We start from the raw sequence: 25,265 nt of genomic DNA, 5'->3' as shown, positions 1-25,265 counted from the left end.
TTATCAATAGTGTTCTGTTTGAATGTAAATACTTAATCATCATTTGTGATTCAATATTTGTATAAGTCACATTTTTTGAATATGAAGGCAATGATGAAGACATTGTGATTTTGTGAAAGGGATAGCTTCTTGACATCTTTTATTGATAGCTTAGTGCCTCAGGCTGTAAAAAAATTAATACCTTATCAATCGGCAAGAAGAATTGGTGGTGATGGACGTGTCTGGCTAAACGCCAATGAATTGGAAAGCTCGCTGTTTCAAGGAGAAGCAAGTCACAACCGATACCCAGACTTCTTACCACAAGATATTGCTAAGGCTTATCAAGATTACTGTAGTACCGATGCCGCGACTGTGGCTGTTCGTGGTGCAGATGAAGCGATTGATTTGCTGATCAGAACATTCTGTAAACCGGCGTGCGACAACATACTTATCTGCTCTCCAACGTATGCGATGTATGAGTTTTGCGCTGATGCATTGGCGATTAATACCTTGGACTCTCCATTGCAGGAAGACTTTAGCCTGAACGTCGCTGATATTGTGAATAAGGCAGAACTGGCGAATATCGTGTTTCTTTGCTCACCAAACAATCCAACGGGCAATGTGATTCCTAAATCGGATTTGATTCAGGTATTGGAAGGTACGATTGGGAAGTCGCTAGTGGTCGTCGATGAAGCGTATATCGAATTTGAACCACAAACGTCAGCCGTTAGTCTTATTGAACGCTATCCACATTTGGTTGTGATTCGCACCTTGTCTAAGGCATTTGGACTGGCTGCGGTTCGTTGTGGTTTTATCTTAGCGAGTCAAAATGTGATGCAGTATGTCGCGAAGCTGATTCCACCGTATCCGATGCCAGATTGCTCATCTCAAATCGTGCTAGACGCTTTGTCCGATGAACGAGTCTCAGTGATGCAAGACGCGACGCAAAAGCTGGTTGAACTACGTAACTGGTTTGCTTGTGAGCTAACGCGGTTTGATTTCATCGAGTCTGTTTACCCTTCATCGACAAACTTCATTTTGCTGCGTCAAAAAGCAGGGCACCAAGTGTTCAGTGTCTTGGCGAAGGACGGCATTGTGACAAGGAACCAAAACCATGAACCGGCTTTGCGTAACTGTGTTCGAATCAGTATTGGTAGCCAAGAGAGCATGCTAGAAGTGATAACGTCACTAACACGTTACCAAACCGAATTAGAACAGAGTCAACAAGGCAAACAAATTCAACAAGCTCAACATAAAGAAATTAAATCTCAACTCGATAAAGATCATATCTAGGATGGCAATGATGAAAAAGATAATACTAGGACTCGCTTGTGCGGCCGCTTTACTTGGTACAACGGTACAGGCGAAAGAAATCCGTTTAGCGTCGGACTTTACGTATCCGCCATTCAACTATAAAAACAGCGACGGTGTGCCTGTCGGGTTTGATATTGAGATAGCTGATGCTTTGTGTGAGCAAGCTAAACTCGATTGTACTTGGGTTTCACAAAGCTGGGATTCGCTAATTCCAAGTTTGTTGGCAAGAAAGTCGGATGTGATCATGGCTTCGATGCGCATTACCGAAGAGCGTAAGCGTAAAATCTTATTTACTGACAAGTACTACCAAACACCAGCCGTATTTGTTGCTGCTAAAAGCGCAGAATTCAGCGTTGATGAGGCAGGCTTAGCGGGTAAAACCATCGGTGTTCAGCAAGGTACGATTCACGATCGCTACGTAACCGACAAGTTTGGTAGTGTTGCCAACATTAAGCGTTACACAGGGCAAGATGAAGTGTATCTGGATCTGCAAAACGGTCGCTTAGATCTAACCTTCGGCAACTCAGATCAACTGTCATTGGCTTTCTTAGATAAGAAAGAAGGCGAGGGTTTTGAGTTCAAAGGCAAAGCCGTTACCGACAAAGCCTACATCGGTGAGGGTACGGCGTTAGCATTAAGAAAGCAGGATTCAAAATTGGCGAAACAATTCAATGCTGCGATTGAAGAGATCAGAGCAAACGGTACTTACGACAAGATCGCCGCTAAGTACTTCACGTTTGATATCTATGGCGCTGATTTGTAATTCGTTTAACGCCTAAAAATTAGAACACCAAAAACAAAAATCCGAGGGCTGTAAGGCTCTCGGATTTTTGTTACAAACAATTCATCCTCTCAAGCTTCTCTCTATTGCCTTTATCTATTCTTGTTACCTAAATCCAACCGAAAACCTTGCCTTCATCACCTCACAAAGCACTGTTCACGACTCGCGTTTTCGAGCGAGGAGACCTTCTTTGTCGTGCTCCATAACTGAATTTAATGTCTTAAAATAACATAAATAGATCGATACTCTTTTACTAAGAGATTGTTCTTAAAGCAGTTGAAAGTAATCGAAATTACAAAAAAATCCAAAGTAGAACTGATTAATGGTCTAATTAGTCCCAAATATGATTGGTATCACAATCAATTAGGTTCTCAGGCCAATAGATAAACCTTAGTTCACAAAATATACATATAGTATTGTAATACAAGATTCATAGGGTAAGAATATTGTAATGAAACGTTACTGCTATGAGCGATGTGCAATTGAACGTTAGATTTCAAACTTAGCTATAGCGTTGCATATAAAAACTGTACCTCTTACAAAATGGATTCTGGAGAAGAACATGAAAAAACACCTACTGACGATTGCAGCGGCTTCAATTCTTATGGCATTTGGCGCTCAAGCAAAAACTTTGACGTTAGGGCATGCAATGTCATTAGAAAGCGCAGCTCACCAAGGCATGGTGATCATGGCTGATAAAGTTAAAGAAAAATCGAATGGTGAACTTACGATTAAGATCTTTCCAAACGGTCAATTAGGCTCTGAACGTGACCAAGCGGAGCAAGTTGTTACTGGCGCGATTGATATGGCCAAAATCAATGGTGGGTTAGCCGAATCTTTTGAACCAACGTTTAAGGTTAATGCACTGCCTTTCTTATTCCGTGACGTTCCACATATGAGAACCTTCATGCGAAGTGAAGCTGCACAAGAGATGCTGCTTTCAAGCGAAGGTAAAGGTTTCATCGGTCTTACATTCTATGATTCAGGCACACGTAGCTTCTACGCTAAGAAAGCCATCAACTCACCAGCAGATCTAGCTGGCATGAAAGTTCGAGTTCCTGGTTCTCCAACCATGATGGAAATGGTTAACTTACTTGGTGGTAAAGCAACACCTGTACCTTTCAATGAGGTATACACGGCTCTGCAACAAGGTGTAATTGATGGTGCTGAGAATAATATTTCTAGCTTAGTTGAAATGAAACACAGTGAAGTTGCCAAATTTTACTCTATGGACCAGCACATGATGACACCTGACGTGATCATCATTTCAGAATACAAATGGGGTTCATTAACGGCAGAAGAGCAAAAGATCTTAAAAGAAGCTGCTGCTGAGTCTCTTGAAGAGCAGATCAAAATCTGGGATGCAACAGATGACATGAACAAAGAGAAAGGAATGAAAGAAGGTGTCACGTTTGTTGAAGTTGATAAAGCCCCTTTCCGTGCAGCTGTTAAACCTATGATTGATGAGGCGAAAAAAGATCCAAAACTAGCTCCATTCATTGAAAAAATTGAAGCTCTTTAATCAGTCTTAGTGAAAATATAATTTTGCCTTGGCTTTGCTAAGGCAAAATTTTTTGAGGTATCACACCATGTTAGCAACTTTCAGAAACCTACTTGATAGGCTGATTCTTTTTGTCTCTTCTTTTGCACTAATGTTACTTGTCGTTACTGTCACTTGGCAGGTCTTTAGTCGTTATGTTTTGAATGATCCAAGTAACTGGACTGATGAACTTGCTCGTTATGCGATGGTATGGCTTGGCTTATTAGGAGCAAGCTACTTATTCGGTATCAAAGGACACTTAGCAATAACGTTATTGGATGGTTATCTTAAGGGTAAAGCACATATCGCATTACATGTACTCATCAATATCATTTCTGGCGCATTTGTATTTCTAGCAATGCTTCAAGGTGGCATCGCCCTAATGGGAAGAACCACACAACAACTCTCTCCAGCACTGCAATTACCGATGTCGACGGTGTATTCAATATTGCCGATTTCAGCCGTTATTATCCTCATTTATTTGGTCATGAATACGTTTGATCTTTTTTGTGAACCCAACAAAAAATAAGTTTTAAAAGGACTCTATATTATGGATTTGTCCATTGGTGTTTGGCTGCTAGGCCTATTCTTATTCATGATCGCGATAAGCATGCCGATTGCGATTGCAATTGCCATGTCATCTTTAACCATCATGTATTTCATCTTACCGTTTGAAGTCGCCAGTATTACTGCGGGTCAAAAAATCATTACCGGTATTGATAGTTTCAGTTTATTAGCCATCCCTTTCTTTATCCTCGCGGGGAATATAATGAATGTAGGTGGCATCGCGAGTCGACTCATCAACCTTGCAAAGCTCTTGGTTGGTTGGATCCCGGGCTCACTTTTTCACGTGAACATCTTCGCCAATATGATGTTTGGCGCCGTTTCAGGATCAGCCGTTGCAGCAGCAGCTGCGGTTGGTAAAACCTTAGGCCCAGAATTAGAAAAAGATGGTTATGATAAAAACTTAGCAACAGCAGTAAACGTTGCATCTTGCCCGGCAGGCTTATTAATACCGCCGAGTAATTCACTGATCGTATTTTCAGTGGTATCGGGTGGAACATCCGTTGCGGCGTTGTTTATCGCAGGGTATGTCCCAGGTATTCTAATGGGCTTAAGTTGTATGGTCGTCGCCTATTTCATCGCTAAAAAGAAGGGCTACAAAACAAGTGCGAATGACGGCTTCACAACGAAAGATGTGCTGAATATTGTTTGGCAAGCAACACCAAGCTTAGGGCTTATTGTTGTTGTTATTGGCGGTATTATTGGTGGTATATTCACTGCAACAGAAGGGGCATGTATAGCGGTTCTATACTCTTTTATACTGTCACTCTGTTACCGAACCCTCAAATGGGCACACTTTCCGATAATTTGTAGAGAAACGGTTCAGGTTACTGGCATTATGCTGTTCTTGATTGGTGCTTCTACCATTATGTCATGGGCAATGGCGTTTACCGGTCTACCAACCATGATCAGTGATTGGATGCTCTCTATTTCAGACAATCCAATTATCATCTTTATTCTGATGAACCTGATTCTACTGATTGTGGGTATGTTTATGGACCTTACGCCAGCCGTATTGATCTTTACCCCTATCTTTATGCCGATTGCTGAGCATTTAGGCATGCATCCAATTCACTTCGCGATGATGATTATCTTCAACTTATGTATTGGCATTGCAACGCCACCCGTTGGTACGGCGCTATTTGTGGGTTGTAGTGTCAGTGGCTCTAAGATTGAAAACGTTATAAGAAGTATCATGCCGTTTTGTGCCGTATTGATCGTCACACTGTTGGCCATTACTTTTATTCCTGAAATTAGTTTGGCTCTGCCTCGTGCGTTTGGACTCATCAATTAGCCTTACAAGGGTAAGATTTACCGACTCAATATTGATCATCACCTAATAAAAAACCGCCTATATGAAGGCGGTTTTTTTAATCAAAACTGAAGCTTAATATTACGCTTGCTGTTTTTGTAGCTCAGTTTCTTTCGCTTCGTCTTCGATTAGAGAATCAACGATGACTGCACATGCTGCATCACCAGTGATGTTCAGAGCAGTACGGATCATGTCGAAGATACGGTCTAGAGCGAACAACAGAGGTAGACCTTCGATAGGGATACCAGCCGCTAGAAGAACCGCAACCACTAGGAAAGAGGGACCAGGAACACCTGCTTGACCAACTGCGCCTAGGGTAGACGTTACGATGATAGCAACGTAAGCACCCATAGACAGGTCGATGTTGAACAGCTGTGCGAAGAAGATAGCAACTAGGCCGTAGTAAATTGCGTTACCAGACATGTTGATCGTCGCACCAAGAGGCAGAACGAATGAAGCCGTAGAGTTACGAACGCCAAGTTCTTTCTCTACCGTTTCCATTGTTACTGGCAGTGTCGCCATTGAAGATGCTGTTGATAGTGCAACCGCTTGAGGCTTCTTCATTGCTACTAGGAACTTCTTAGCTGAAGTCTTAGTGAAGATTTGAATCATTAGCGGGTAAGCAACAAAGCCGAAGATTAGGATCGCAGCGATGTAAACAACGAACAGTTTGAACACAACCATAAGTGCGCCAAAACCGAATGTACCCACAGCTTCTGCCATTAGGCCGAATACGCCAAGTGGTGCAATGATCATAACTTTGTTGATCATCCAAACCATTGCGTCAACAATCGCGTTTACGCCATTGATGATAGGGTCACGTTTCTCTTTCGCTTGTTTAGAAATCGCAATACCGAAGAATAAGCAGAAAACTAGAATTTGAAGAATGTTTGCTTCATTCAGTGATTGGAAAACGTTGGTCGGGATCATGCCCGTGATGGTTGCCCAGAATGTTGGAAGTTCGCCTTTCGCAGCATATTCAGAAGAGAACATGCCTTCAACGCCAGAAACATCGATACCACGACCTGGTTCGAATATTTCACCCATTACTAGCGCTAGTGCTACAGCAAGTGCAGACGTTAGTGCAAAGTAACCCAGTGTTGTTACACCGACTTTACCAGCCGATGAGCTGTTGCCTAGACCAGCAGCACCTGAAATTAGGGCAACCGCGACTAGAGGGATAACCAGCATCTTGATCAAATTGATGAAGATAGCACCCAGTGGAGCGAACATAGTTGCGCTGTCACCCATCATCGCACCGACTAGGGTACCGATGATCATTGCAATAACGACTTGAACGCCGATGTTGCTTAGTAAACTCTTTTCTTTTAACACTTCCATAACCTCTGTGCTACTAAATATAAAAATCCCAGAACTACTCACCAATGTACGATGTACCATTGGATTAATATTTCGCGAGAAGTTTTACACGTATCCTTTACATTTATCAATATGAGCAGAGATGAAAGAACACCAAAAAGCAGTAATCAAATGTCATTTGATGATTTTTCACACTAAAGCAAACGATTGCTTTTTGATTTGTCATTATTTTTATAAATAGTAGTGATGTTTTGGTGGGGTATTATAGATGCGCTACAGGTTTGTATGAGGTGTTGTTTTTATCAGAAATTTAACAATTGAGAGGGTTTGGACGTGTTCTGGGAGAAAAACTCCCACAGCGCAAATTATCGCACTAGTGGGAGCCTATTTATTATTTTTGCGTTGCCGCTTTCATTGGCGTAACAAACTCAGCAAGTGCTTTAAGCATTGCTTCTGGTTGTTCAACGTTGTTTTCAATGATTTTCACAACCGCAGAGCCAGAGATAGCACCAGCAGCGCCAGCTTCGATGGCTTCTTTTACTTGCTCAGGAGCAGAGATACCGAAACCAAGCAGTGCTGGTGGCGCATCAAACTTGTTCAAACGGTCAAGTAGGGCTGTCACAGGCATGTTTGCTTTGGTTTCTGCACCCGTTACGCCAGCACGAGAAAGTAGGTAAGTGTAACCACCACCTAGCTCAGAAACCGATTGAAGCGTCTCATCACTTGCTGTTGGTGGAGCAATAAAGATTGGGTGAATACCAAACTTCTTAGCTGCAGCAACAAACTCGCCACTCTCGTTGGTTGGTACATCAGCAATCAATACTGAATCGATACCTGCATTCGCACAACGCTCGTAGAAGTTCTCGATACCACGTGCGTACACCAAGTTTGCGTACATCAGTAGGCCGATTGGCAGATCTGGGTATTTAGCACGAATTTGACCAATAAGATCAAAACACACATCTGGCGTTACTTTTGAATCTAGCGCGCGAATATTTGCGCCTTGGATTGTCGGGCCATCTGCAAGCGGATCGGAGAATGGAATACCAAGCTCAAGTGCATCTGCACCCGCTTCAACCAAAGTTTCCATGATCTTAAGCGATTGCTCAGGGTTAGGATCGCCAACTGTTACGAATGGTACGAATGCGCCCTGATTCTTTTCAGCTAAGTGAGTGAAGAGTGATTGATAGCGATCCATTATAATGCTCCTTTCTCTTTAAGAATGTCGTGTACAGAGAAAATGTCTTTGTCACCACGGCCAGATAAGTTAACGACTAATAGCTGTTCTTTCTCTGGATCATCGTGAGCCATTTTGATTGCATGAGCCAAAGCATGAGATGACTCTAGCGCTGCGATAATACCTTCGTTACGTGCGATAGCTTGGAAAGCTTCTAGTGCTTCGTCATCGGTTACGTTGTCGTATTCAGCACGGCCAATAGCATTTAGGTGCGCGTGTTGAGGGCCAACTGATGGGAAGTCTAGACCCGCAGATACAGAGTAAGACTCTTCTACTTGACCATTCTCATCTTGCATCAGTGGTGCTTTCATACCGAAGAAGATACCAGTTTTACCGTGTTTAAGCGGCGCGCCGTGTTGGTCGGTATCAATACCTTTACCAGCAGGCTCTACACCGATTAGGCGTACAGACTCTTCTTCAATGAAATCCGCGAACATACCGATAGCGTTTGAACCACCGCCGACACAAGCGATAACCGCATCAGGAAGGCGACCTTCACGAGCTAGAATTTGGTTCTTCGTTTCTTCACCAATCATGCGTTGGAAATCACGAACAATCGTTGGGAATGGGTGAGGACCCGCTGCAGTACCCAATAGGTAATGCGCGTCTTCATAAGTTGCAGACCAGTCACGTAGTGCTTCGTTACACGCATCTTTTAGCGTTGAAGAGCCAGAATGAACAGGGATAACCTCTGCGCCCATTAGCTTCATACGGAACACGTTCGGGCTTTGACGTTCAACGTCTTTTGCACCCATGTAAACACGACACTTAAGACCTAGTAGAGCACACGCTAGAGCCGTTGCCACACCGTGTTGGCCTGCGCCAGTTTCAGCGATGATTTCCTGCTTACCCATACGTTTTGCTAGCAATGCCTGACCAAGAACTTGGTTTGTCTTGTGAGCACCGCCGTGAAGTAGATCTTCACGCTTTAGGTACAGTTTTGTTTTTGTACCTTTTGTTAGGTTGCGTGCTAGCGTTAGTGCCGTTGGACGACCAGCGTACTCTTGAAGAAGCGTCATGAATTCGCTGCGGAACTCAGGATCGGCTTGTGCATCGATAAATGCTTGTTCAAGTTGGTCTAATGCTGGCACTAGGATCTGCGGTACGTATTGACCACCGTATTCACCAAAGTAGGCATCGAGTTTAGCCATTGTGTTATTCCTTCAATTCTACTGATGTGTATTCACACCAAGTCATTTAATCTTGTTTGAGCTTCGCAAAAGGCAAAGCTCACAAATATGTTTTTAGTTTCTGCTTTCTAATTTCTAGCGCCGAGTTTGGACTAGTAATTGCGAATCGCTGCAAAAGCACGTTGCAGTTTGTCTGCGTCTTTTTTTCCTGGAGCGGATTCAACGCCAGAGTTTAGGTCTAATCCTAAGCAACCCAACTTAGCGGCTTGGTTAGCATTTTCTGGGTTTAGGCCACCCGCCAACATGATTGCGCTTTGGTTGTTGATTAGGTTCCAATCGAACACTTGGCCTGTGCCACCAGTTTGAGAACCCACTTTAGTATCTAGCAGGTGACGAGTCACGTTGCTTTCCAGTAATTCTGGTAGCGAGCTCTCAGCATCGGGAGCAACACCGTAAGCTTTCCAAATCTCAACGCTTTCAGGTAGTGACTGTTTTAGCTCATCGACAAACGCTTGAGACTCATCACCGTGCAATTGCACAGCGAACAGGCCTAGCTCAGAAACCGTTTTCGCAACGTCAGTAACGCTGTGGTTTTGGAACACACCCACGTAGTTCAAAGGTGCGCCGCTCATAGTCAAACGAGCCGCTTCGATATCCACATGACGCTTAGATGCTTCAACGAATATCAGACCACCGAATACCGCACCAGCTTGATAAGCCTTTGCTGCATCGTCAGAGTGAGTTAAACCACACACCTTGTTTTCACCCAGTGTTACTTTGCGTACCGCAAGCTCGAGGTTCTTCTCTGCCATTAGAGAGCTACCGATTAGGAAGCCATCTGCAAACGTTGAAAGGTCACGAACTTGTTGATGTGTGTAGATGCCAGACTCTGAAATCACGACTGCGTTTGGAGCCAGTTCGCGAATCAGCGGCGCCAACTCTTTGGTACGATTCAAATCAGTCGAAAGGTCACGTAGGTTACGGTTATTAATACCGATCACCTTTGCTTTTAAAGCGACAGCGCGGTGAAGCTCTTCTTCGTTGCTGACTTCGGTAAGTACACCCATGTTGAGTGAGTGAGCGACTTCCGCCAGCGCTTTGTACTCTTCGTCATCCAATACCGATAGCATCAACAAGATAGCATCAGCTGAGTAATGACGAGCCAAGTAAACTTGGTAGGTATCAACCATGAAGTCTTTACACAGGATAGGCTGCTTAGCAATGCTGCGAACCTTAGGTAAAAACTCAAAGTCACCTTGGAAGTACTTCTCGTCTGTCAGCACAGAAATTGCGTTTGCGTGGTTGTTGTAAACCGACGCAATGTAGTCGAGGTCAAACTCGTCACGGATCAAACCTTTCGACGGAGAAGCCTTTTTACATTCAGTGATGAAAACCGTTTGTTCTCCGCTCAGAGCATCATAAAAGCTGCGGTCTGTTACAGTTAGTGACGCTTTAAACTCGTCTAATGGTTGAGTCTGCTTACGCGCTTCAACCCATTGGTATTTATCACGAACGATTTTTGCTAATACTTCCGCCATTTCAGCTTCTTTGACTGAAACGTGGGTCGACAGTTTATCGGTAGTCTGTGTCATGTTCTTTGTCTCAATTCGTCGTTCGTTAGGCGTGTGCAGCAAGCTTTTGTACAAGCTCGTACGCTTTGCCAGAGTTCATCGCGTCAATCGCTTGCTGAGCGTTGGCTTTTAGGTCTTCGTGACCAAATAGACGCATCAGCAGAGCTACGTTGACTGCCACTGCGCCAACTTGAGCATCAGTGCCTTTACCCGTGAGGATATCAGTTGTGATGGCTTTGTTCTCTTCTGGCTCGCCGCCCTTAATCGCTTCAAGAGGGTGAGTGTTCAAACCAAAGTCAGCCGGAGTCACTGTGTACTCGTGAATCTTGCCATCTTTAATCTCAGCAACGATAGTCTCGCCGTGAATCGCCACTTCATCTAAGCCACTACCGTGAACAACCGCAGCACGCTTCATGCCCATTTGCAGCATGGTTTCTGCGATAGGTCGAACCAGCTCTTTGCTGTAAACACCCATTAGCTCGATGTTAGGGCGAGCAGGGTTAATCAGTGGACCAAGAATATTGAAGATAGTGCGCGTTTTCATTGTTTGACGAACCGGCATAGCGTGACGTACACCGACGTGATACTGCGGAGCAAATAGGAATGCTACGCCAAGTTCATCAACAGCCGTACGTGTGTCTTCAGCTGTCATCGCTAGGTTGATACCGAACGAATCCAGTAAGTCAGAAGAGCCTGATTTGCTCGATACGCTGCGGTTACCGTGCTTCGCGACTTTTAAGCCACACGCTGCGGCAACAAATGCAGAAGTCGTCGAGATATTGATGGTGTTGTGACCGTCGCCACCTGTACCTACGATGTCTGCGAAATCGTAATCAGGGCGCGGGAACGGGTTTGCATTCGCAAGTAGTGCTTTTGCTGCGCCTGCAATTTCATCGGGCGTTTCGCCTTTGATTTTTAGTGCAGTCAGCGCAGAAGCCATCAAGATTGGGTCAAGTTCCCCCTTGATGATCACATCAAACAATTGTTGGCTTTCTTCTTGAGTAAGAGACTGCTGTTCGTAAAGTTTATTAATCTGTTCCATGATCGTTTCCTATTTTCCAGTCTTTTCAAGGCGAAGAGGTTTCTCAAGAGCCCATTCGATAGCGTTTGCTAGAAGCGTTGCACCGTAGGTCGTCATAATTGATTCAGGGTGGAATTGGAATCCACACACCTTGTCTTGTTCTTGAACCACAGACATCACCAAATCATCTACTTCAGCGGTCACCGTTAGGCTATCAGATACATGCGTTGCCACTAAAGAGTGGTAGCGAGCGATAGCCAATGGCGAAGGTAAGCCTTGGTAAGTCGCATGGTTTTGGTGTTCCATCATCGACACCTTACCATGAATGATTTCGCCAGCGCCTGCAACGGTGCCGCCATAGGCTTCAACAATCGCTTGGTGGCCTAAGCAAATACCAATCATTGGCACTTTACCTTTTAGAAGCTGAATCAGCTCTGGCATACAGCCCGCATCTGCTGGAGCGCCAGGGCCTGGTGAAAGCAGTGCAACAGGGTTGTCTAGTTCGTTGATCGCCGCTTCAACTACTTTTGCAGGAATGTTGTTACGGTAAATTTTTACGCTGTGACCTAATGAACGAAATTGGTCTACAAGGTTGTAAGTGAACGAGTCGAAGTTATCGATGAATACAATATCAGCCATGATTACGACTCCTTCTTATTTGTTAGGTTCTTAGTATGAGCTGCTTGAATCGCTGAGATAACCGCTTGTGCTTTGCCGCGAGTTTCATCGGCTTCTGCTTGTGGGTCTGAGTCAAATACGACCCCAGCGCCTGCTTGTACTTGTGCCACGCCATCTTCAACGTAAGCAGAGCGAATTACGATACAAGTATCTAGAGTCCCTTCACCAGTTAGATAACCGACTGCACCACCGTAGCTACCACGACGCGTTTTTTCTACGTCTCGAATAAGCTGCATTGCGCGGATTTTTGGTGCGCCCGTTAGCGTGCCCATGTTCATACAAGCTTGGTAAGCGTGCAGAGCATCTAAGTCTTCACGGAGCTGACCAACAACACGAGAAACCAAGTGCATTACATGGCTGTAGCGGTCTACTTTCAGTAAGTCTGCTACGTGGCGAGTGCCAGCTTCGGCAATACGTGCCACATCGTTACGCGCTAGGTCAACTAGCATCATGTGCTCGGCGTTTTCTTTCTTGTCGGTACGCAGTTCAAGCTCGATACGGCTGTCTAGGTCGAAATCGATTTGACCGTCAGGGCGCTTACCACGACGACGAGTACCAGCAATCGGGTAGATCTCGATTTGGTTGGTTTCTGTCTCGTATTTCAGCGCGCTTTCTGGAGATGCACCGAACAGAGTAAACAGCTCGTCTTGCATGTAGAACATGTAAGGGCTTGGGTTGCTTTGTTTGAGTTCTTTATAAGCCGCCAGTGGGGCAGGGCAAGGTAGAGTGAAGCGGCGTGAAGGTACCACTTGGAATACATCGCCTTTAACTACGTACTCTTTTAAATCACGAACCGTTTGGCAGAAGTCTTCATCTGAAACGCTAGGTACAGCTTCAACGTTGTCTAACGGCGTTACTTCAGTGATGGCTTTCAGGGACTGACACTGAGTTTGAATGTCGGCTAGACGGTCAGTTAATTGCGCTTTGATGTTGTCATCTTGAGCAAATAAGCTCGCGTGAAGTAGGCCTTCGTTCTCTTGGTGATCGAAACGCAATAGTGTTTCAGCTACATAGAAGACAAAGTCAGGACAATTGTTGGTTGCTTCAGCATCACCTAGTGGCTCAAAGTTTGCCACGATGTCGTAAGCGAATAAGCCCGCCATGAATAATGCGTGTTTGTTATCCGCGTCTTGCTCAAAGCTGTGCTGAACCAAACGCAGTGCATCGAATGAAGAGGCTTCTCTTAAACGTGAGTCTTCGTCTAATTCGTTGCTTGGTTCGATAAAAGTCAGCGTCAAAACGTTATCAGTAAGGTCAGATTTAATTTCTGCTTTCACGTTTTGAGTGAGATGTTCGATAAGCGCTTGACCGTTTTCAGTCAATGCTTGAAAGGTTACTTCATGTCCGCGACATACGATGCGAACAGCAGAGTCGATAAGGAGTAGGCTTGTCAGGTTCTGTTTAGATTCAATCTCGGCAGATTCCAACAAAAGACTATCAGTTTTGTTTTCACACAAAGTATGAAAAACGCTGGTTGGATCTTGCGAGTAAGGAACTGAGGAATTGATGACCTCAATGGTTCCCAGCTTTTTGATTTCAATGGCCTTGTTCACAAGACCTCCTTTATGATTCTTTAAATTTCCTGCCGTACATAGTCGCATAAAGATACCTTTCACCCAATCTAGAATATGGTCAATTCGATGATTTGTTAGTCAGTTGAATGTGAGATGTTCGACAAATTAAAAAGCCCGCTATTAAAGCGGGCTTAGTGATAACTTTTTTATAAACAAACTGTTTAATTAGAAGTACACGTTAGCCCACCAAGAACTTGTCCAAGTGCGCCACCAATTAAGCTCTGAACTTGCTTCTACTGAAGAAAGTTCTAAAACTTTATCTTTATGGTTTTGGTTAAATTCTTGTAACATGGTGAACCTATCAAATGTGATACTTCGTATTTGTGTACTAGTTAACTAGTTTTCTGCTTGCGGGTCAAGTGTGTTGACACAAATATAACGATAAAAATTGAAAACAATGAAAAAGAATATATGAGAATTGATCTACATAGTCATACAACAGCCTCAGATGGCCGACTTACTCCACCTGAGCTAATTGACCGAGCGCTTGGCTTTAACATCGAAGCGCTAGCGATTACAGATCATGACACGACTGATGGGCTTGCTGAAGCACGCAGCTACATTGCGGATAACAACCTTCCTATTCAGTTGATAAACGGCATTGAGATTTCGACTGTTTGGCAAAACAAAGATATCCATATTGTTGGGTTAAACGTTGATCCTGAGTCACCAGAACTCAAAGCGCTCATTGAACAACAGAAGCAACACCGTATTGGGCGTGCTGAGATGATCGCTCACCGTCTTGAGAAAGCGACTCGTGAAGGGGTGTTAGAAGAAGTTAAATTGATTGCGGGTGATGCACCAATCACTCGCGCTCACTTTGCTAAGTGGCTAGTCGACAATGGCTATGCGAAAACTATGCAGCAGGTGTTTAAAAAGTTTCTTACTCGTAATAACCCAGGTTATGTGCCGCCAACTTGGTGTTCAATGAGTGATGCTGTCACGGCTATTCATGCTGCTGGTGGACAAGCCGTACTCGCTCACCCTGGGCGATATGGACTTACAGCCAAGTGGGTTAAGCGCCTGCTAGCGGCATTTGTTGAAGCGAAAGGGGATGCGATGGAAGTAGCTCAACCTCAGCAAGCGCAACAAGAAAGACGCACACTCGCGGATTATGCTATACAATACAAACTATTAGCCTCCCAAGGCAGTGATTTCCATTACCCATCTCCGTGGATGGAACTTGGACGCAATCTCTGGCTACCTTCTGGGGTCGAAGAAGTATGGAAAGATTGGGAGTTTCAAACGGTTTCACCATCTGAATAGTCTTTAGGTGAGCCAGCTCCTTCTGATGATAGAGTCGAGAGATTCGATAACGAGGATCAACAATGAGCCAGTTTTTTTATGTACACCCAGATAACCCACAAGCACGCTTAATTACTCAAGCGGTTGCGATTATTCGCAATGGCGGCGTTGTGGTTTATCCAACAGATTCCGGTTATGCGCTGGGCTGTCAGCTTGAAAACAAACAAGCACTTGAACGTATCTGTAAAATTCGTCGCATCGATGACAAGCACAATTTCACCTTGTTATGCCGTGATCTTTCTGAGTTATCACTGTATGCACGCGTTGATAACGTGGCTTTCCGTCTGCTGAAAGCACACACGCCAGGTGCTTACACGTTTATCTTTAAAGCAACTAAAGAAGTGCCAAAGCGTTTGATGAACGCCAAGCGTAAAACGATTGGTATTCGTGTCCCAGACAACAAGATTGCACTCGACCTGTTGGAAGCGATGGGCGAACCACTGATGTCGACGTCTCTGATTCTTCCGGGTAACGAGACTACAGAGTCGGATCCAGAAGAAATTCGTGACAGCCTAGAGCATGCGGTTGATGTCATTTTGAATGGCGGTTACTTAGGTGAGCAACCGACGACGGTTATTGACTTCAGTGACGATGATGCCGTGGTTCTACGTCGTGGTGCTGGCGATCCTGCGCCGTTTGAATAATCGCTTTACTGATTAACAGTCTGTAACGATACAGCAAACCTGCCACAGTAAATAACAAGTGCTTTTTGGCAGGTTATTTGCGATAATACGCGACCGCGATTTGGTCGCGAAAAATTCATTCGACGTCTGTGAAGACGACAAATAGGTAGAAAAGAGTAAATGAGCGAAAAATTACAGAAGGTTTTAGCGCGAGCTGGTCACGGTTCTCGTCGTGAACTAGAAGGTTTAATCAAATCTGGTCGTGTAAGTGTTAACGGTCAAGTTGCGAAACTGGGCGAGCGTCTTGAAGACGAGAACTCAGTGATCCGTATCGATGGCCATACTGTTTCAGGCAAGGCTTCTGAAGAAGTGGTTTGTCGTGTACTTGCTTACTACAAACCTGAAGGTGAGCTTTGTACTCGTCACGACCCTGAAGGCCGCCGTACTGTTTTCGATCGTCTACCTAAGATCCGTGGTTCTCGTTGGATTTCAGTTGGTCGTCTTGATGCAAACACATCAGGCCTTTTGCTTTTCACTACTGATGGTGAGCTTGCAAACCGTCTAATGCACCCAAGCCGTCAGGTTGAGCGTGAGTACCTAGTACGTGTATTCGGTGAAGTGACTGAGCAAAAAGTTAAAAACGTTACTCGTGGTGTACAACTAGAAGACGGCATGGCTCGTTTTGAAGATGTTGTTTACGCTGGTGGTGAAGGTATGAACCATACTTTCTACGTAGCGATTAACGAAGGTCGTAACCGTGAAGTTCGTCGTCTTTGGGAATCTCAAGAAACGACAGTAAGCCGCCTGAAACGTGTACGTTACGGTGATATCTACCTTGATAAGAAACTGCCTCGTGGCGGTTGGAAAGAGCTAGATCTTCAAGAAGTTAACTACCTGCGTGAGCTTGTTGAGCTTAAGCCTGAGAAAGAGACACTGTTGGATCTTGATCCTTCAAACACTTCTCGTAAGCGTGAGCGTTCTCGTAGCCAAAAAATTCGTCGTGCTGTTAAACGTCACGAAGAGCGTGCAAACGCACCAAAAGGCCGTAGCAACCAAACTAAGCGTAAGAAGCCTGCAACTCGCGGTACTACAACACCTGATTCAGGTCGTAGCGCTCCAGCTGCAAACAAAGGTAAACCTCAGGCTAACAAAAGTAAGCCTAAACTGAACAACGGTCGTCCGGCTAAACCAGCTAAGCCAAGAACACGTCAGTAATTACGTAATTTCTTACGCGTAAAGCTTCATTAGCTGAAAGCACTGAATACTAAAAAACCTGCTCATTGAGCAGGTTTTTTTACGTCTGGAGAAATAGCAGATGCGGGATGCGAGTAACCGAGTATCGAAAACATGCTGCCATAAGTGACAGTAAGCGAGCTTTTCGCTTCTCTTATCTCGTGTAGGCGCATCTATAATCTGCTCGTATCTCGTATCTCGTATCTCGTATCTCGTATCTCGTATCTCGTATCTCGTATCTCGTATCTCGTATCTTTTACTTATGATTCGAAAAGTTATCGCCTTTCGCCAGTCGGTCGTAAAGCACAACATTCACTGATGCCGCTAGATTCATACAGCCGTTGGTCGGAACGTAAATCGTCTCACGACAGAAATCTGTGATTTCTTTCTTTAGCGTGCCATCTTCTGGGCCAAAAATGTAAAACGCACGTGGTGGGTGCTTGTAATCAGGTAGAGGCTTAGCACCTTCAATCAGATCAACAGCAACCGGCACGCAGCCTACTGGAATAATATCTTTCAGCTCTTCAACACCAATCAAAGGCAGGGCTAAGTGCTTTTCTTTGGTGTCGGTATGGAATTTTCGCGCATGGTCGTAGCGTGTGCCAGTGTAAAACACAGAGTTGGCGCCGTAGCAGCCAGCAGCTCGCATTACAGAGCCTACGTTTTCAGGCGTCTTTGGGTTAACTAGGCCAATGCAGGCATAGCCTTTTGATTGTGTGTCTGTTTTTGCTTTGGTCATAATCAGTGAATCTAAAGTTGATGATGAAAGTGAGTAATCATGATGAGAAATGGCGTGATAAAAATAGCCGAGCAATCGGCTCGGCTAACTTTTAACTCGCTTACATGAATACTTGTTTACTCATGCTGATGAGCGTCAACAGCGGTATTAGTCACGTTTCCACAGCATGTGACAGAACTTATGTTCTGGGTCACGGCTGATTAGCATGCGAGCAAATACGTCGTCTAGAACGTCATCAGCTTCATTCACAAGACCAATGCGCACTTCAGCGTAGATTTCTTTGTCGACTTCAAAGCCAACATGTTCAACCCAATCATCGCCAGTTTCAACAAGCTCTGCAGCACCACGATCTTCAAACTGAGCTGTGAATAGAATCACGTCTGCAGGTTCAAGATTATCAGGTGCCATCTCTAGAAAGATGTCGTATGCAGTATCAATTGCATCGTCATAAGACATTAGGTCGTTAGCTTCGGTCATAATAAGTATCTTAGCTTGCGCGGTTCATGTATTTACGTTCAGCAGTGTTTACTACTACTTTGTCGCCAGTCGCGATGTATTCAGGTACTTGAATAGTAAGACCTGTAGAAAGACGAGCAGGCTTAGTACGAGCAGACGCTGATGCACCTTTGATTGAAGGATCAGTCTCTTCGATAACTAGTTCAACAGATGTTGGTAGCTCAAGCGTTGCAGCGTTGCCGTCGATAAGGATCGCGTACATGCCTTGAGTTTCTTCGTTGATGAACAGTAGTTCGTCTTCGATAGTCTCACCGTTGAAGATGAATTGTGTGTAATCTTCGTTGTCCATGAAGATGTACTCGTTGCCATCAACGTAAGAGAACATTACTGCACGCTTAGTTACGTCAATAGTTTCAACAATTTCGTCAGCCTTGTGGCGAACTTCAGTTTTAACGCCAGTTGCTACATCGTTACCACGGAAGCGGTAAATCTTTTGGCCGCCACGGCCGCCTGGTGTTGTTACTTCGATATCTTTAACGATCACTGTTTTGCTTTCTACTGTGATAGCAAAACCTTTTTTAATTTCACTTGCTCTAGGCATTTTGTGTTTGTCCTTAGTGGGTCTATCCGCTGATTATATCTCGGAGATGCTATAAATAGGAATAGCTTGAATCATAAAGTCACCTAGGCGATCATAGAGTTATAGTTAAATCATTATTTTATTTACCGAAACGACCTATGCAGCTACCCGTTATTGACCCAACACAGCCTTTTCAACCTGAATTTCAACCTGTGGTTAACGATCTGATTACCTTTCTAAAAGGTGGGTTAGGATCTAATCTGCACAGTATTTATATTTATGGCAGTGTGGCTCGTAAGCAAGCCGTCTTCGGTCGCTCCAATCTAGATGTGGTTGTGGTGACCCATCGACCGTTTCCTGACCAACGAACCACTTTGTTGAACACCATCAAATGGCGTTTCCAAAAGAGCTTCCCGCAGGTAACTCAAGTGGCGATAAAAACTACCTTAGTGAGTGAGATAGTCGATTTCGACAATATCTTCACTTGGGGTTTTATGCTCAAGCATTTAGCCGTGTGTGTGCATGGTGAAGACTTATCAGACTGCTATGGTGATTTTGAAACAAGTTGGGAAATCGCTAAGCACTGGAATATGGATGCGGAAAACTGGTTGGCGGTGTATCGCAACAAGATCGCACGAGCGACAACGCCAGAACAACAAGTCGCTGCGCAGGTGATTATTGCCAAGAAGCTTCTACGGGCGAGTTACTCACTGGTGATGTACCGCGATAAATATTGGTACGATGATCCTGTTGAATGTGGCCAACAGTTCTTGAAGTATCACCCAGATCGAGAAGTCGAAATCCAAAGGTTGGGCATTTTACTTTCTGGTCGACCAATCCCTAAACGTTCGGTGATCGGTATTCTTGATGGCTTTGGTGAGTGGTTGATTAAGCAGTATCAGAAAACCGAGTTCAGAATCGGATAGAGATTTATAACCGATCCATTGATACTAAAAAGCAGAGTGTGCTGAAGAACATATCTCTGCTTTTTTCGTTTTAAGAGCATATTGAATATAGTGCTAGAACAAACCCAACTGCTGCCCACTAACTCTTTCAAAGTCTAAACCGATGAAGGGCAGTATTGCCTCTGCGACCGGTTTAATCTGCTTGTCGATATAGTGCTGATAATCGATACCACTCTTTAAATACTCCTTGGGCTCAGGGCCACTCAGAGTAATCAAATACTCAATGCGTCCTTTATTTTGGTATTGAAGAGGGCGCCCTAACTGAGCATTGATCTCATCGGCCATACGAGCTGCGCGAACCTGCGGCGGAATGTTCTTTTGGTATTCATGTAATTTGCGGCGTAAGCGCTTTTGATACACCAATAAATCATCATGTTTGCCAGCAGAGGTTTCATCAACAAACTGTCTGACGTAGTCGGTTGGATCTTGATCGTGAAACACCATCTCATACAAGGTTTGTTGGAATTGCTGTGCGAGAGGTGTCCAATCGGTGCGTGCACTCTCAAGCCCTTTAAATATGATCTTTTCTTTATCGCCTTGAGTGATTAATCCGGCATAACGTTTCTTCGAGCCGGTTTCTGAACCTCTAATGGTCGGCATTAGAAACTTGCGATAGTGAGTCTCGTATTCCAATTCGAGTATTGAGGTTAGGTTGTGGGTCTCTTTTAAGTGATTCGTCCACCAATCGTTGATGTAAGCGACCAGTGTGTTCCCGATCTCGTCTGCTTTTTGCTGATCATAACTGCCGTTCAGAGACACGAAGGTTGAATCGGTATCGCCGTAAATCACTTGATAGCCTTTGTCTTCGATCAGAACCTTGGTTTGCTTCATGATCTCATGTCCACGCATGGTAATTGAAGACGCTAACCGGGTATCGAAGAAACGACAACCAGACGAACCTAACACACCATAGAATGAGTTCATGATGATCTTAATCGCCTGAGAGAACGCTTTCTCGTTGTTCTTCTTCGCCACATCACGTGCAGCCCAAAGGTTTTCGATCATCTCGGGCAAGAAGTGTTTAGAGCGGTGGAATTGCCCACCTCGAAAGCCATCAACGGCTTGGTTTTCTGCTGGGCCTAGTTCAAGCTTCAACCCTTCAATTAGTCCCATAGGGTCAATCAGAAACGAGCGAATGATCGATGGATACAGGCTCTTAAAATCGAGTACCAAAACCGAGTCGTACAGATTGGGAATTGAATCCATCACATAACCGCCGGGGCTCGCAATCCAATTCTCTGGCTCTAAGTTCGGTGCGACATAACCCGCTCTGTGGATTTGAGGCAGATATAAGTTAGTAAAGGCCGCAACAGAGCCACCAACGCGATCCAGCTCAACACCGGTTAATCGAGAGCGCTCAATCGCGAAGTCGAGTAGGTGAGTGTGCTCGAAGATGCTGTTTACCAGTACGCAGTCTTGAAGGTTGTACTTAGCGAGTGAGGGTTTATCGAACTCAAACATTCGGTTTATCTCATCCATACGGTCATGAACGTTATGGATGTCTTTGCCTTCCCCAAGCAGCTCTTGCGATACCGACTCAAGAGACCAAGAACGGAAGTGGTAGGTCGCTGTCTTGAGCATATCAATACCATCCAAGACAACGCGCCCCGGAATCGTGATAAAACCTTGCTGATTTTGAGCAGAACTGCGGAAAAAGCTCGGTTGGTTGTCTCTGCCGATGTTGAGCTTCACTTCGTTCCATTCTGAACGTTTGTGCAGCAGCCTAAAATCGAAGTCGATAACATTCCAGCCAATGATGATGTCAGGATCAAATTCAGAGAACCAAGCTATCATGGCTTCAAGTAGCGCTTTCTCGTTGGCAACCCATTGGATATTGGTTTCAGCTTGTTGTGCTTCGCCGACCATGATTACTTGGCTGTCCATCGGGCTGTCTAGGCCAATTGAATAAAGCACGCCTTTTTCCGAACACTCAATATCAAGCGAGACCACAGATAGACTGGGTAAGTAATCACCTGCTCGGCATTTTGCGTTTGAGACTCGACGATGCTGATTTTTTTGCACAGCAGATCCGGTGAACTCAATACTTCCCTTGATAAAACGTTCCATCAAGAATCGATCGGCGAGTCGAATATCGCTTTCAAAGGTTTGGATTTCTTCGTTGTGAAAGGCTTGCGCTAAACCAAAGCTGCTTCTCGACAGTGAGGTGTAACACGCGGCGAGAGGTGTTTGCTCGAATGTGGCTAATTCTAGAGGCTTAAATTGGCAATCGATCGACTCTTTCGCTGCGATTGCCTGACATGCCTCAACGTCAGATTGAGCGACAAAAAATACCGGTTTTTCATTTTGAATCGTCAGCAGAGTAGGGCCTTGAGGGGTGCTTAACCACAAGTCGATTTGTGTGCGCCCTGAAAAATCTCTTGCTTGTCTTGTGAGTACAAAGCCTTGCTGAATATCCAATGTAGTAACCTATTGAAATGGGGAATCGAATACTACCATCTAGCGACCCTCTGCGCACAAAAGGCAGTAAAAATACTAACTAAATTCTAGTTAGTAGAGGCAAATAACGGGACTCTATAAGCAAATAAGTGAAATTGTCGCGAATGGTTATTCAATGGTATTGAAAATATCTTTATCTTATGTAATTTTATTGGGTGTTGTTTTAACTGGTTGATTTTTAGAAAAAGCTTGTTGTTTTAGTTAGCTTATTTGTTAATAAGTACTTGCTAAAGTTCGTGTTTCAGCACATATTCAACAGAGCTTTTTTTTAGTAATTAAGTTAAGATGTACTCAATGCTGCATCCACAGTTCCTTTGTTCAATTGTTTCAAACAGATGAAATGACACAGTGGTTGCAGAGCCAATTAATAGTGTGGAGATACAAGTTTGATAAATGTTTTCCTTGTAGATGATCACGAGCTGGTTCGCACAGGGATACGACGTATTATTGAAGACGTCCGTGGAATGAACGTAGCAGGGGAAGCTGAAAGCGGTGAAGATGCTGCAAAATGGTGTCGTACTAACAATACTGACGTTATTTTGATGGATATGAATATGCCTGGTATTGGTGGCTTAGAAGCAACCAAGAAGATCTTGCGTTTCAACCCTGATGTTAAAATCATCGTTTTAACTGTTCATACGGAAAATCCGTTTCCAACTAAAGTGATGCAAGCTGGAGCTGCTGGTTACCTTACTAAAGGGGCAGGTCCGGATGAAATGGTAAATGCAATTCGAGTGGTTAATAGTGGCCAACGATACATTTCACCAGAAATTGCGCAGCAGATGGCTTTGAGCCAATTCTCGCCTGCGTCTGAAAATCCATTCGCAGACTTATCTGAACGTGAACTTCAAATCATGATGATGATTACCAAAGGTCAGAAAGTGACGGATATTTCAGAACAACTCAATCTAAGTCCTAAAACAGTCAACAGTTACCGCTACCGCTTGTTCAGTAAGCTGGATATCAGTGGCGATGTAGAGCTGACGCATTTAGCGATTAGACATGGAATGTTAGACACTGAGACCCTTTAACACTGAGATCGTATAGTGACCAACTTGTTTGACTCAGTCTCATTCCTCAAGACAGTAACAGAGCAGCCCGGCGTTTATCGAATGTATAACGCCGAGGCTGCCGTTATTTACGTCGGTAAAGCTAAGAACCTCAAAAAACGCCTTTCCAGTTATTTCCGTAAAAAAGTCGACAGTGAAAAAACACGCGCTCTAGTTAGTAATATTGACAATATCGATGTCACTGTAACGCACACGGAAACAGAAGCGCTCATTCTTGAGCACAACTACATCAAGCAGTACTTGCCTAAATACAACGTACTTTTGCGTGATGATAAGTCGTACCCTTATATTTTTATTAGCGGTCACAAGCATCCTCGTTTGTCGATGCACCGTGGTGCTAAGACGAAAAAGGGCGAATACTTTGGTCCTTACCCTGATTCCGGCGCTGTGCGTGAGACGCTACACCTAATCCAAAAGATTTTCCCTGCCCGCCAGTGTGAAGATACGGTTTATGCCAATAGAACGCGCCCGTGTTTGATGTATCAGATTGGTCGTTGTGCTGCGCCATGTGTTAGCTCAATCATCTCTGATGAAGAGTACAGTGAACTTATCGACTACGTTCGTCTGTTCCTGCAAGGGAAAGACAAATTAGTCCTTGAGACGCTCATCGACAAAATGGACAAGGCAAGCCGTGAGCTTCGTTTTGAACAAGCTGCCGCTTTCCGTGATCAAATCCAAGCGATTCGACGTGTGCAAGAACAACAATACGTATCTGACGATTCAATGGAAGATATGGACGTGTTGGGATTTGCTCAAGAGAATGGCGTAGCGTGTATTCATATCTTGATGATTCGCCAAGGCAAGGTTTTAGGCAGTAGAAGCCATTTCCCTAAAATTCCCAACAATACGGTGCGAGAAGAGGTCTTTTCGAGCTTTTTAAGCCAATACTATCTTGCGCATAGTGAAGCGAGAACCATCCCAACCCGTTTGATTCTCAATGCCGATTTGATGGAAGATGTCACACCGATTCAAGAAGCCTTGTGTGAAGTAGCGGGTCGTAAGATTCACTTCAATACCAACCCTTCAGGTACTCGAGGTCGTTACCTTAAATTGTCTAATACCAATGCATTGACGGCTATTACCACCAAGATTAATCACAAGATGACGATTAATCAGCGCTTCAAAGAGCTCCAAGAAGTGCTGTCGATGGATGCTATCAAGCGCATGGAATGTTTTGATATCAGTCATACCATGGGTGAAAGCACGATTGCGTCGTGTGTGGTGTTCAATCAAGAAGGCCCGGTTAAACCAGAGTACCGTCGTTACAACATCACCGGCATTACAGGTGGCGATGATTATGCAGCGATGGCTCAGGCGCTTGAGAGACGTTATTCGAAGCAACTCGATGTCGACAAGATCCCAGACATCATCTTTATCGATGGTGGTAAAGGTCAGCTAAACCGCGCTCATGAGATCATTTCTCAATATTGGGGTGATTGGCCGTTTAGACCAAGAATGATGGGTATTGCGAAAGGCGTGACGCGTAAACCGGGTTTAGAAACTTTGGTAACCCTTGAAGGTGAAGAGTTTAATTTACCTAGCGATGCACCAGCGCTGCATCTTATCCAGCACATTCGTGATGAGAGCCATAATCATGCGATTGCAGGGCACAGGGCGAAACGTGGTAAAACGCGCAGAACCAGTGCTTTGGAAGGAATTGAAGGGGTAGGACCTAAACGTCGTCAAGCTTTGCTGAAATATATGGGTGGCTTACAAGAACTTAAGCGTGCAACTGTCGAAGAAATAGCCAAAGTGCCGGGCATTAGTCATTCTTTGGCAGAAAACATTTATCAAGCATTGAAACAATAGTAAAAAT

General features: G+C 44.4%; 23 protein-coding genes and 1 other annotated feature. Of the genes, 11 read left to right on the top strand and 12 right to left on the bottom strand.

The window, feature by feature from the left end:
- The first annotated feature begins 129 nt into the window (after positions 1-129).
- The 5 genes from hisC to AB4185_RS01705 all read left to right on the top strand — a co-directional run bounded on the left by hisC (position 130) and on the right by AB4185_RS01705 (position 5,472).
- A complete protein-coding gene (hisC, locus tag AB4185_RS01725) occupies positions 130-1,272 on the top strand; it encodes a histidinol-phosphate transaminase (RefSeq protein ID WP_372134739.1) in 1,143 nt (380 codons plus the stop codon).
- A gap of 10 nt (positions 1,273-1,282) precedes the next feature.
- Positions 1,283-2,056: an ABC transporter substrate-binding protein gene (locus AB4185_RS01720; protein ID WP_029235360.1), complete on the top strand. Its 774-nt coding sequence runs from the start codon at positions 1,283-1,285 to the stop codon at positions 2,054-2,056.
- Between the two features lie 580 nt (positions 2,057-2,636).
- A complete protein-coding gene (locus AB4185_RS01715) occupies positions 2,637-3,596 on the top strand; it encodes a TRAP transporter substrate-binding protein (RefSeq protein ID WP_017063537.1) in 960 nt (319 codons plus the stop codon).
- 67 nt (positions 3,597-3,663) lie between these two features.
- Positions 3,664-4,143, top strand: a complete 480-nt coding sequence (locus AB4185_RS01710; RefSeq protein ID WP_004736522.1) for a TRAP transporter small permease — start codon at positions 3,664-3,666, stop codon at positions 4,141-4,143.
- Between the two features lie 21 nt (positions 4,144-4,164).
- Positions 4,165-5,472, top strand: coding sequence for a TRAP transporter large permease (locus AB4185_RS01705; RefSeq protein WP_010438025.1), 1,308 nt, complete (start codon positions 4,165-4,167; stop codon positions 5,470-5,472).
- A 99-nt stretch (positions 5,473-5,571) separates the two neighbouring features.
- Here AB4185_RS01705 and AB4185_RS01700 read toward each other — a convergent pair whose 3' ends face one another.
- The 8 genes from AB4185_RS01700 to AB4185_RS01665 form a co-directional block, all read right to left on the bottom strand.
- Positions 5,572-6,891 carry a dicarboxylate/amino acid:cation symporter gene (locus AB4185_RS01700; RefSeq protein ID WP_372050086.1) on the bottom strand — a complete coding sequence of 440 codons (1,320 nt, stop codon included), beginning with the start codon at positions 6,889-6,891 and terminating at the stop codon, positions 5,572-5,574.
- A gap of 310 nt (positions 6,892-7,201) precedes the next feature.
- Positions 7,202-8,008 (bottom strand): tryptophan synthase subunit alpha, encoded by an 807-nt coding sequence (trpA, locus tag AB4185_RS01695; RefSeq protein WP_372134737.1) that lies wholly within the window; start codon positions 8,006-8,008, stop codon positions 7,202-7,204.
- The gene (gene trpB, locus AB4185_RS01690) at positions 8,008-9,198 is read right to left on the bottom strand and encodes a tryptophan synthase subunit beta (RefSeq protein ID WP_048613233.1); all 1,191 of its coding nucleotides are present in this window, start codon (positions 9,196-9,198) and stop codon (positions 8,008-8,010) included. Before trpB ends, trpA begins: the two co-directional genes overlap by 1 nt.
- Before the next feature lie 131 nt (positions 9,199-9,329).
- Positions 9,330-10,769: a bifunctional indole-3-glycerol-phosphate synthase TrpC/phosphoribosylanthranilate isomerase TrpF gene (trpCF, locus tag AB4185_RS01685; RefSeq protein ID WP_372134735.1), complete on the bottom strand. Its 1,440-nt coding sequence runs from the start codon at positions 10,767-10,769 to the stop codon at positions 9,330-9,332.
- A 25-nt stretch (positions 10,770-10,794) separates the two neighbouring features.
- Positions 10,795-11,790 carry an anthranilate phosphoribosyltransferase gene (gene trpD, locus AB4185_RS01680; protein ID WP_102332468.1) on the bottom strand — a complete coding sequence of 332 codons (996 nt, stop codon included), beginning with the start codon at positions 11,788-11,790 and terminating at the stop codon, positions 10,795-10,797.
- 9 nt (positions 11,791-11,799) lie between these two features.
- Complete coding sequence (locus AB4185_RS01675; protein ID WP_017063544.1) at positions 11,800-12,408, bottom strand: aminodeoxychorismate/anthranilate synthase component II; 609 nt, start codon at positions 12,406-12,408, stop codon at positions 11,800-11,802.
- A 2-nt stretch (positions 12,409-12,410) separates the two neighbouring features.
- On the bottom strand, positions 12,411-14,000 hold the full coding sequence (locus tag AB4185_RS01670; protein WP_017063545.1) for an anthranilate synthase component 1: 1,590 nt from the start codon (positions 13,998-14,000) through the stop codon (positions 12,411-12,413).
- A gap of 125 nt (positions 14,001-14,125) precedes the next feature.
- Positions 14,126-14,240: a sequence feature (Trp leader region), on the bottom strand.
- Positions 14,187-14,312, bottom strand: a complete 126-nt coding sequence (locus tag AB4185_RS01665) for a trp operon leader peptide (protein ID WP_009848753.1) — start codon at positions 14,310-14,312, stop codon at positions 14,187-14,189. (Overlaps the previous feature by 54 nt.)
- A 120-nt stretch (positions 14,313-14,432) precedes the next feature.
- On the opposite strand from AB4185_RS01665, the gene rnm reads away from it, so the two are divergent.
- The 3 genes from rnm to rluB all read left to right on the top strand — a co-directional run bounded on the left by rnm (position 14,433) and on the right by rluB (position 17,164).
- The gene (gene rnm, locus AB4185_RS01660; RefSeq protein WP_017061496.1) at positions 14,433-15,287 is read left to right on the top strand and encodes an RNase RNM; all 855 of its coding nucleotides are present in this window, start codon (positions 14,433-14,435) and stop codon (positions 15,285-15,287) included.
- A gap of 62 nt (positions 15,288-15,349) precedes the next feature.
- The gene (locus tag AB4185_RS01655; protein ID WP_009848751.1) at positions 15,350-15,970 is read left to right on the top strand and encodes an L-threonylcarbamoyladenylate synthase; all 621 of its coding nucleotides are present in this window, start codon (positions 15,350-15,352) and stop codon (positions 15,968-15,970) included.
- Positions 15,971-16,129: 159 nt separating this feature from the next.
- Positions 16,130-17,164, top strand: coding sequence for a 23S rRNA pseudouridine(2605) synthase RluB (rluB, locus tag AB4185_RS01650; protein ID WP_017055112.1), 1,035 nt, complete (start codon positions 16,130-16,132; stop codon positions 17,162-17,164).
- A gap of 274 nt (positions 17,165-17,438) precedes the next feature.
- Here rluB and AB4185_RS01645 read toward each other — a convergent pair whose 3' ends face one another.
- From AB4185_RS01645 to yeiP, 3 genes are all read right to left on the bottom strand, one after another.
- Entirely contained in the window at positions 17,439-17,921 is a 483-nt protein-coding gene (locus tag AB4185_RS01645; protein WP_017061495.1) for an RNA methyltransferase, read from the bottom strand.
- A 147-nt stretch (positions 17,922-18,068) separates the two neighbouring features.
- Positions 18,069-18,398 carry an HI1450 family dsDNA-mimic protein gene (locus AB4185_RS01640; protein ID WP_004741258.1) on the bottom strand — a complete coding sequence of 110 codons (330 nt, stop codon included), beginning with the start codon at positions 18,396-18,398 and terminating at the stop codon, positions 18,069-18,071.
- Between the two features lie 10 nt (positions 18,399-18,408).
- On the bottom strand, positions 18,409-18,978 hold the full coding sequence (gene yeiP, locus AB4185_RS01635) for an elongation factor P-like protein YeiP (RefSeq protein WP_017055115.1): 570 nt from the start codon (positions 18,976-18,978) through the stop codon (positions 18,409-18,411).
- A gap of 137 nt (positions 18,979-19,115) precedes the next feature.
- On the opposite strand from yeiP, the gene AB4185_RS01630 reads away from it, so the two are divergent.
- A complete protein-coding gene (locus tag AB4185_RS01630) occupies positions 19,116-19,883 on the top strand; it encodes a hypothetical protein (protein WP_017061494.1) in 768 nt (255 codons plus the stop codon).
- A 93-nt stretch (positions 19,884-19,976) separates the two neighbouring features.
- Here AB4185_RS01630 and AB4185_RS01625 read toward each other — a convergent pair whose 3' ends face one another.
- On the bottom strand, positions 19,977-22,340 hold the full coding sequence (locus AB4185_RS01625) for a DNA polymerase II (RefSeq protein ID WP_102429054.1): 2,364 nt from the start codon (positions 22,338-22,340) through the stop codon (positions 19,977-19,979).
- 425 nt (positions 22,341-22,765) lie between these two features.
- Between AB4185_RS01625 and uvrY the strand changes: the two genes are divergently transcribed.
- Both uvrY and uvrC read left to right on the top strand, forming a co-directional pair.
- Complete coding sequence (uvrY, locus tag AB4185_RS01620; protein ID WP_004729778.1) at positions 22,766-23,410, top strand: UvrY/SirA/GacA family response regulator transcription factor; 645 nt, start codon at positions 22,766-22,768, stop codon at positions 23,408-23,410.
- A gap of 15 nt (positions 23,411-23,425) precedes the next feature.
- Positions 23,426-25,258, top strand: coding sequence for an excinuclease ABC subunit UvrC (gene uvrC, locus AB4185_RS01615; RefSeq protein ID WP_372116468.1), 1,833 nt, complete (start codon positions 23,426-23,428; stop codon positions 25,256-25,258).
- Positions 25,259-25,265: the final 7 nt, after the last annotated feature.

Origin of the sequence: Vibrio sp. 10N.286.48.F5 (assembly GCF_041469785.1) — a bacterium.
Classification (GTDB): Bacteria; Pseudomonadota; Gammaproteobacteria; order Enterobacterales; family Vibrionaceae; genus Vibrio; species Vibrio crassostreae_C.
Note: the sequence above shows the minus strand (reverse complement) of the source record. Positions and strands in the feature narration are given on the sequence as shown.

What these genes read in the sequence shown, in the direction of transcription:
- AB4185_RS01720 (WP_029235360.1), top strand. Translation starts at nt 1,283, where the DNA reads ATGAAAAAGATAATACTAGGACTCGCTTGTGCGGCCGCTTTACTTGGT.
- AB4185_RS01715 (WP_017063537.1), top strand. Translation starts at nt 2,637, where the DNA reads ATGAAAAAACACCTACTGACGATTGCAGCGGCTTCAATTCTTATGGCA.
- AB4185_RS01710 (WP_004736522.1), top strand. Translation starts at nt 3,664, where the DNA reads ATGTTAGCAACTTTCAGAAACCTACTTGATAGGCTGATTCTTTTTGTC.
- AB4185_RS01705 (WP_010438025.1), top strand. Translation starts at nt 4,165, where the DNA reads ATGGATTTGTCCATTGGTGTTTGGCTGCTAGGCCTATTCTTATTCATG.
- AB4185_RS01700 (WP_372050086.1), bottom strand. Translation starts at nt 6,891, where the DNA reads ATGGTACATCGTACATTGGTGAGTAGTTCTGGGATTTTTATATTTAGT.
- trpA (WP_372134737.1), bottom strand. Translation starts at nt 8,008, where the DNA reads ATGGATCGCTATCAATCACTCTTCACTCACTTAGCTGAAAAGAATCAG.
- trpB (WP_048613233.1), bottom strand. Translation starts at nt 9,198, where the DNA reads ATGGCTAAACTCGATGCCTACTTTGGTGAATACGGTGGTCAATACGTA.
- trpCF (WP_372134735.1), bottom strand. Translation starts at nt 10,769, where the DNA reads ATGACACAGACTACCGATAAACTGTCGACCCACGTTTCAGTCAAAGAA.
- trpD (WP_102332468.1), bottom strand. Translation starts at nt 11,790, where the DNA reads ATGGAACAGATTAATAAACTTTACGAACAGCAGTCTCTTACTCAAGAA.
- AB4185_RS01675 (WP_017063544.1), bottom strand. Translation starts at nt 12,408, where the DNA reads ATGGCTGATATTGTATTCATCGATAACTTCGACTCGTTCACTTACAAC.
- AB4185_RS01665 (WP_009848753.1), bottom strand. Translation starts at nt 14,312, where the DNA reads ATGTTACAAGAATTTAACCAAAACCATAAAGATAAAGTTTTAGAACTT.
- rnm (WP_017061496.1), top strand. Translation starts at nt 14,433, where the DNA reads ATGAGAATTGATCTACATAGTCATACAACAGCCTCAGATGGCCGACTT.
- AB4185_RS01655 (WP_009848751.1), top strand. Translation starts at nt 15,350, where the DNA reads ATGAGCCAGTTTTTTTATGTACACCCAGATAACCCACAAGCACGCTTA.
- rluB (WP_017055112.1), top strand. Translation starts at nt 16,130, where the DNA reads ATGAGCGAAAAATTACAGAAGGTTTTAGCGCGAGCTGGTCACGGTTCT.
- AB4185_RS01645 (WP_017061495.1), bottom strand. Translation starts at nt 17,921, where the DNA reads ATGACCAAAGCAAAAACAGACACACAATCAAAAGGCTATGCCTGCATT.
- AB4185_RS01640 (WP_004741258.1), bottom strand. Translation starts at nt 18,398, where the DNA reads ATGACCGAAGCTAACGACCTAATGTCTTATGACGATGCAATTGATACT.
- yeiP (WP_017055115.1), bottom strand. Translation starts at nt 18,978, where the DNA reads ATGCCTAGAGCAAGTGAAATTAAAAAAGGTTTTGCTATCACAGTAGAA.
- AB4185_RS01630 (WP_017061494.1), top strand. Translation starts at nt 19,116, where the DNA reads ATGCAGCTACCCGTTATTGACCCAACACAGCCTTTTCAACCTGAATTT.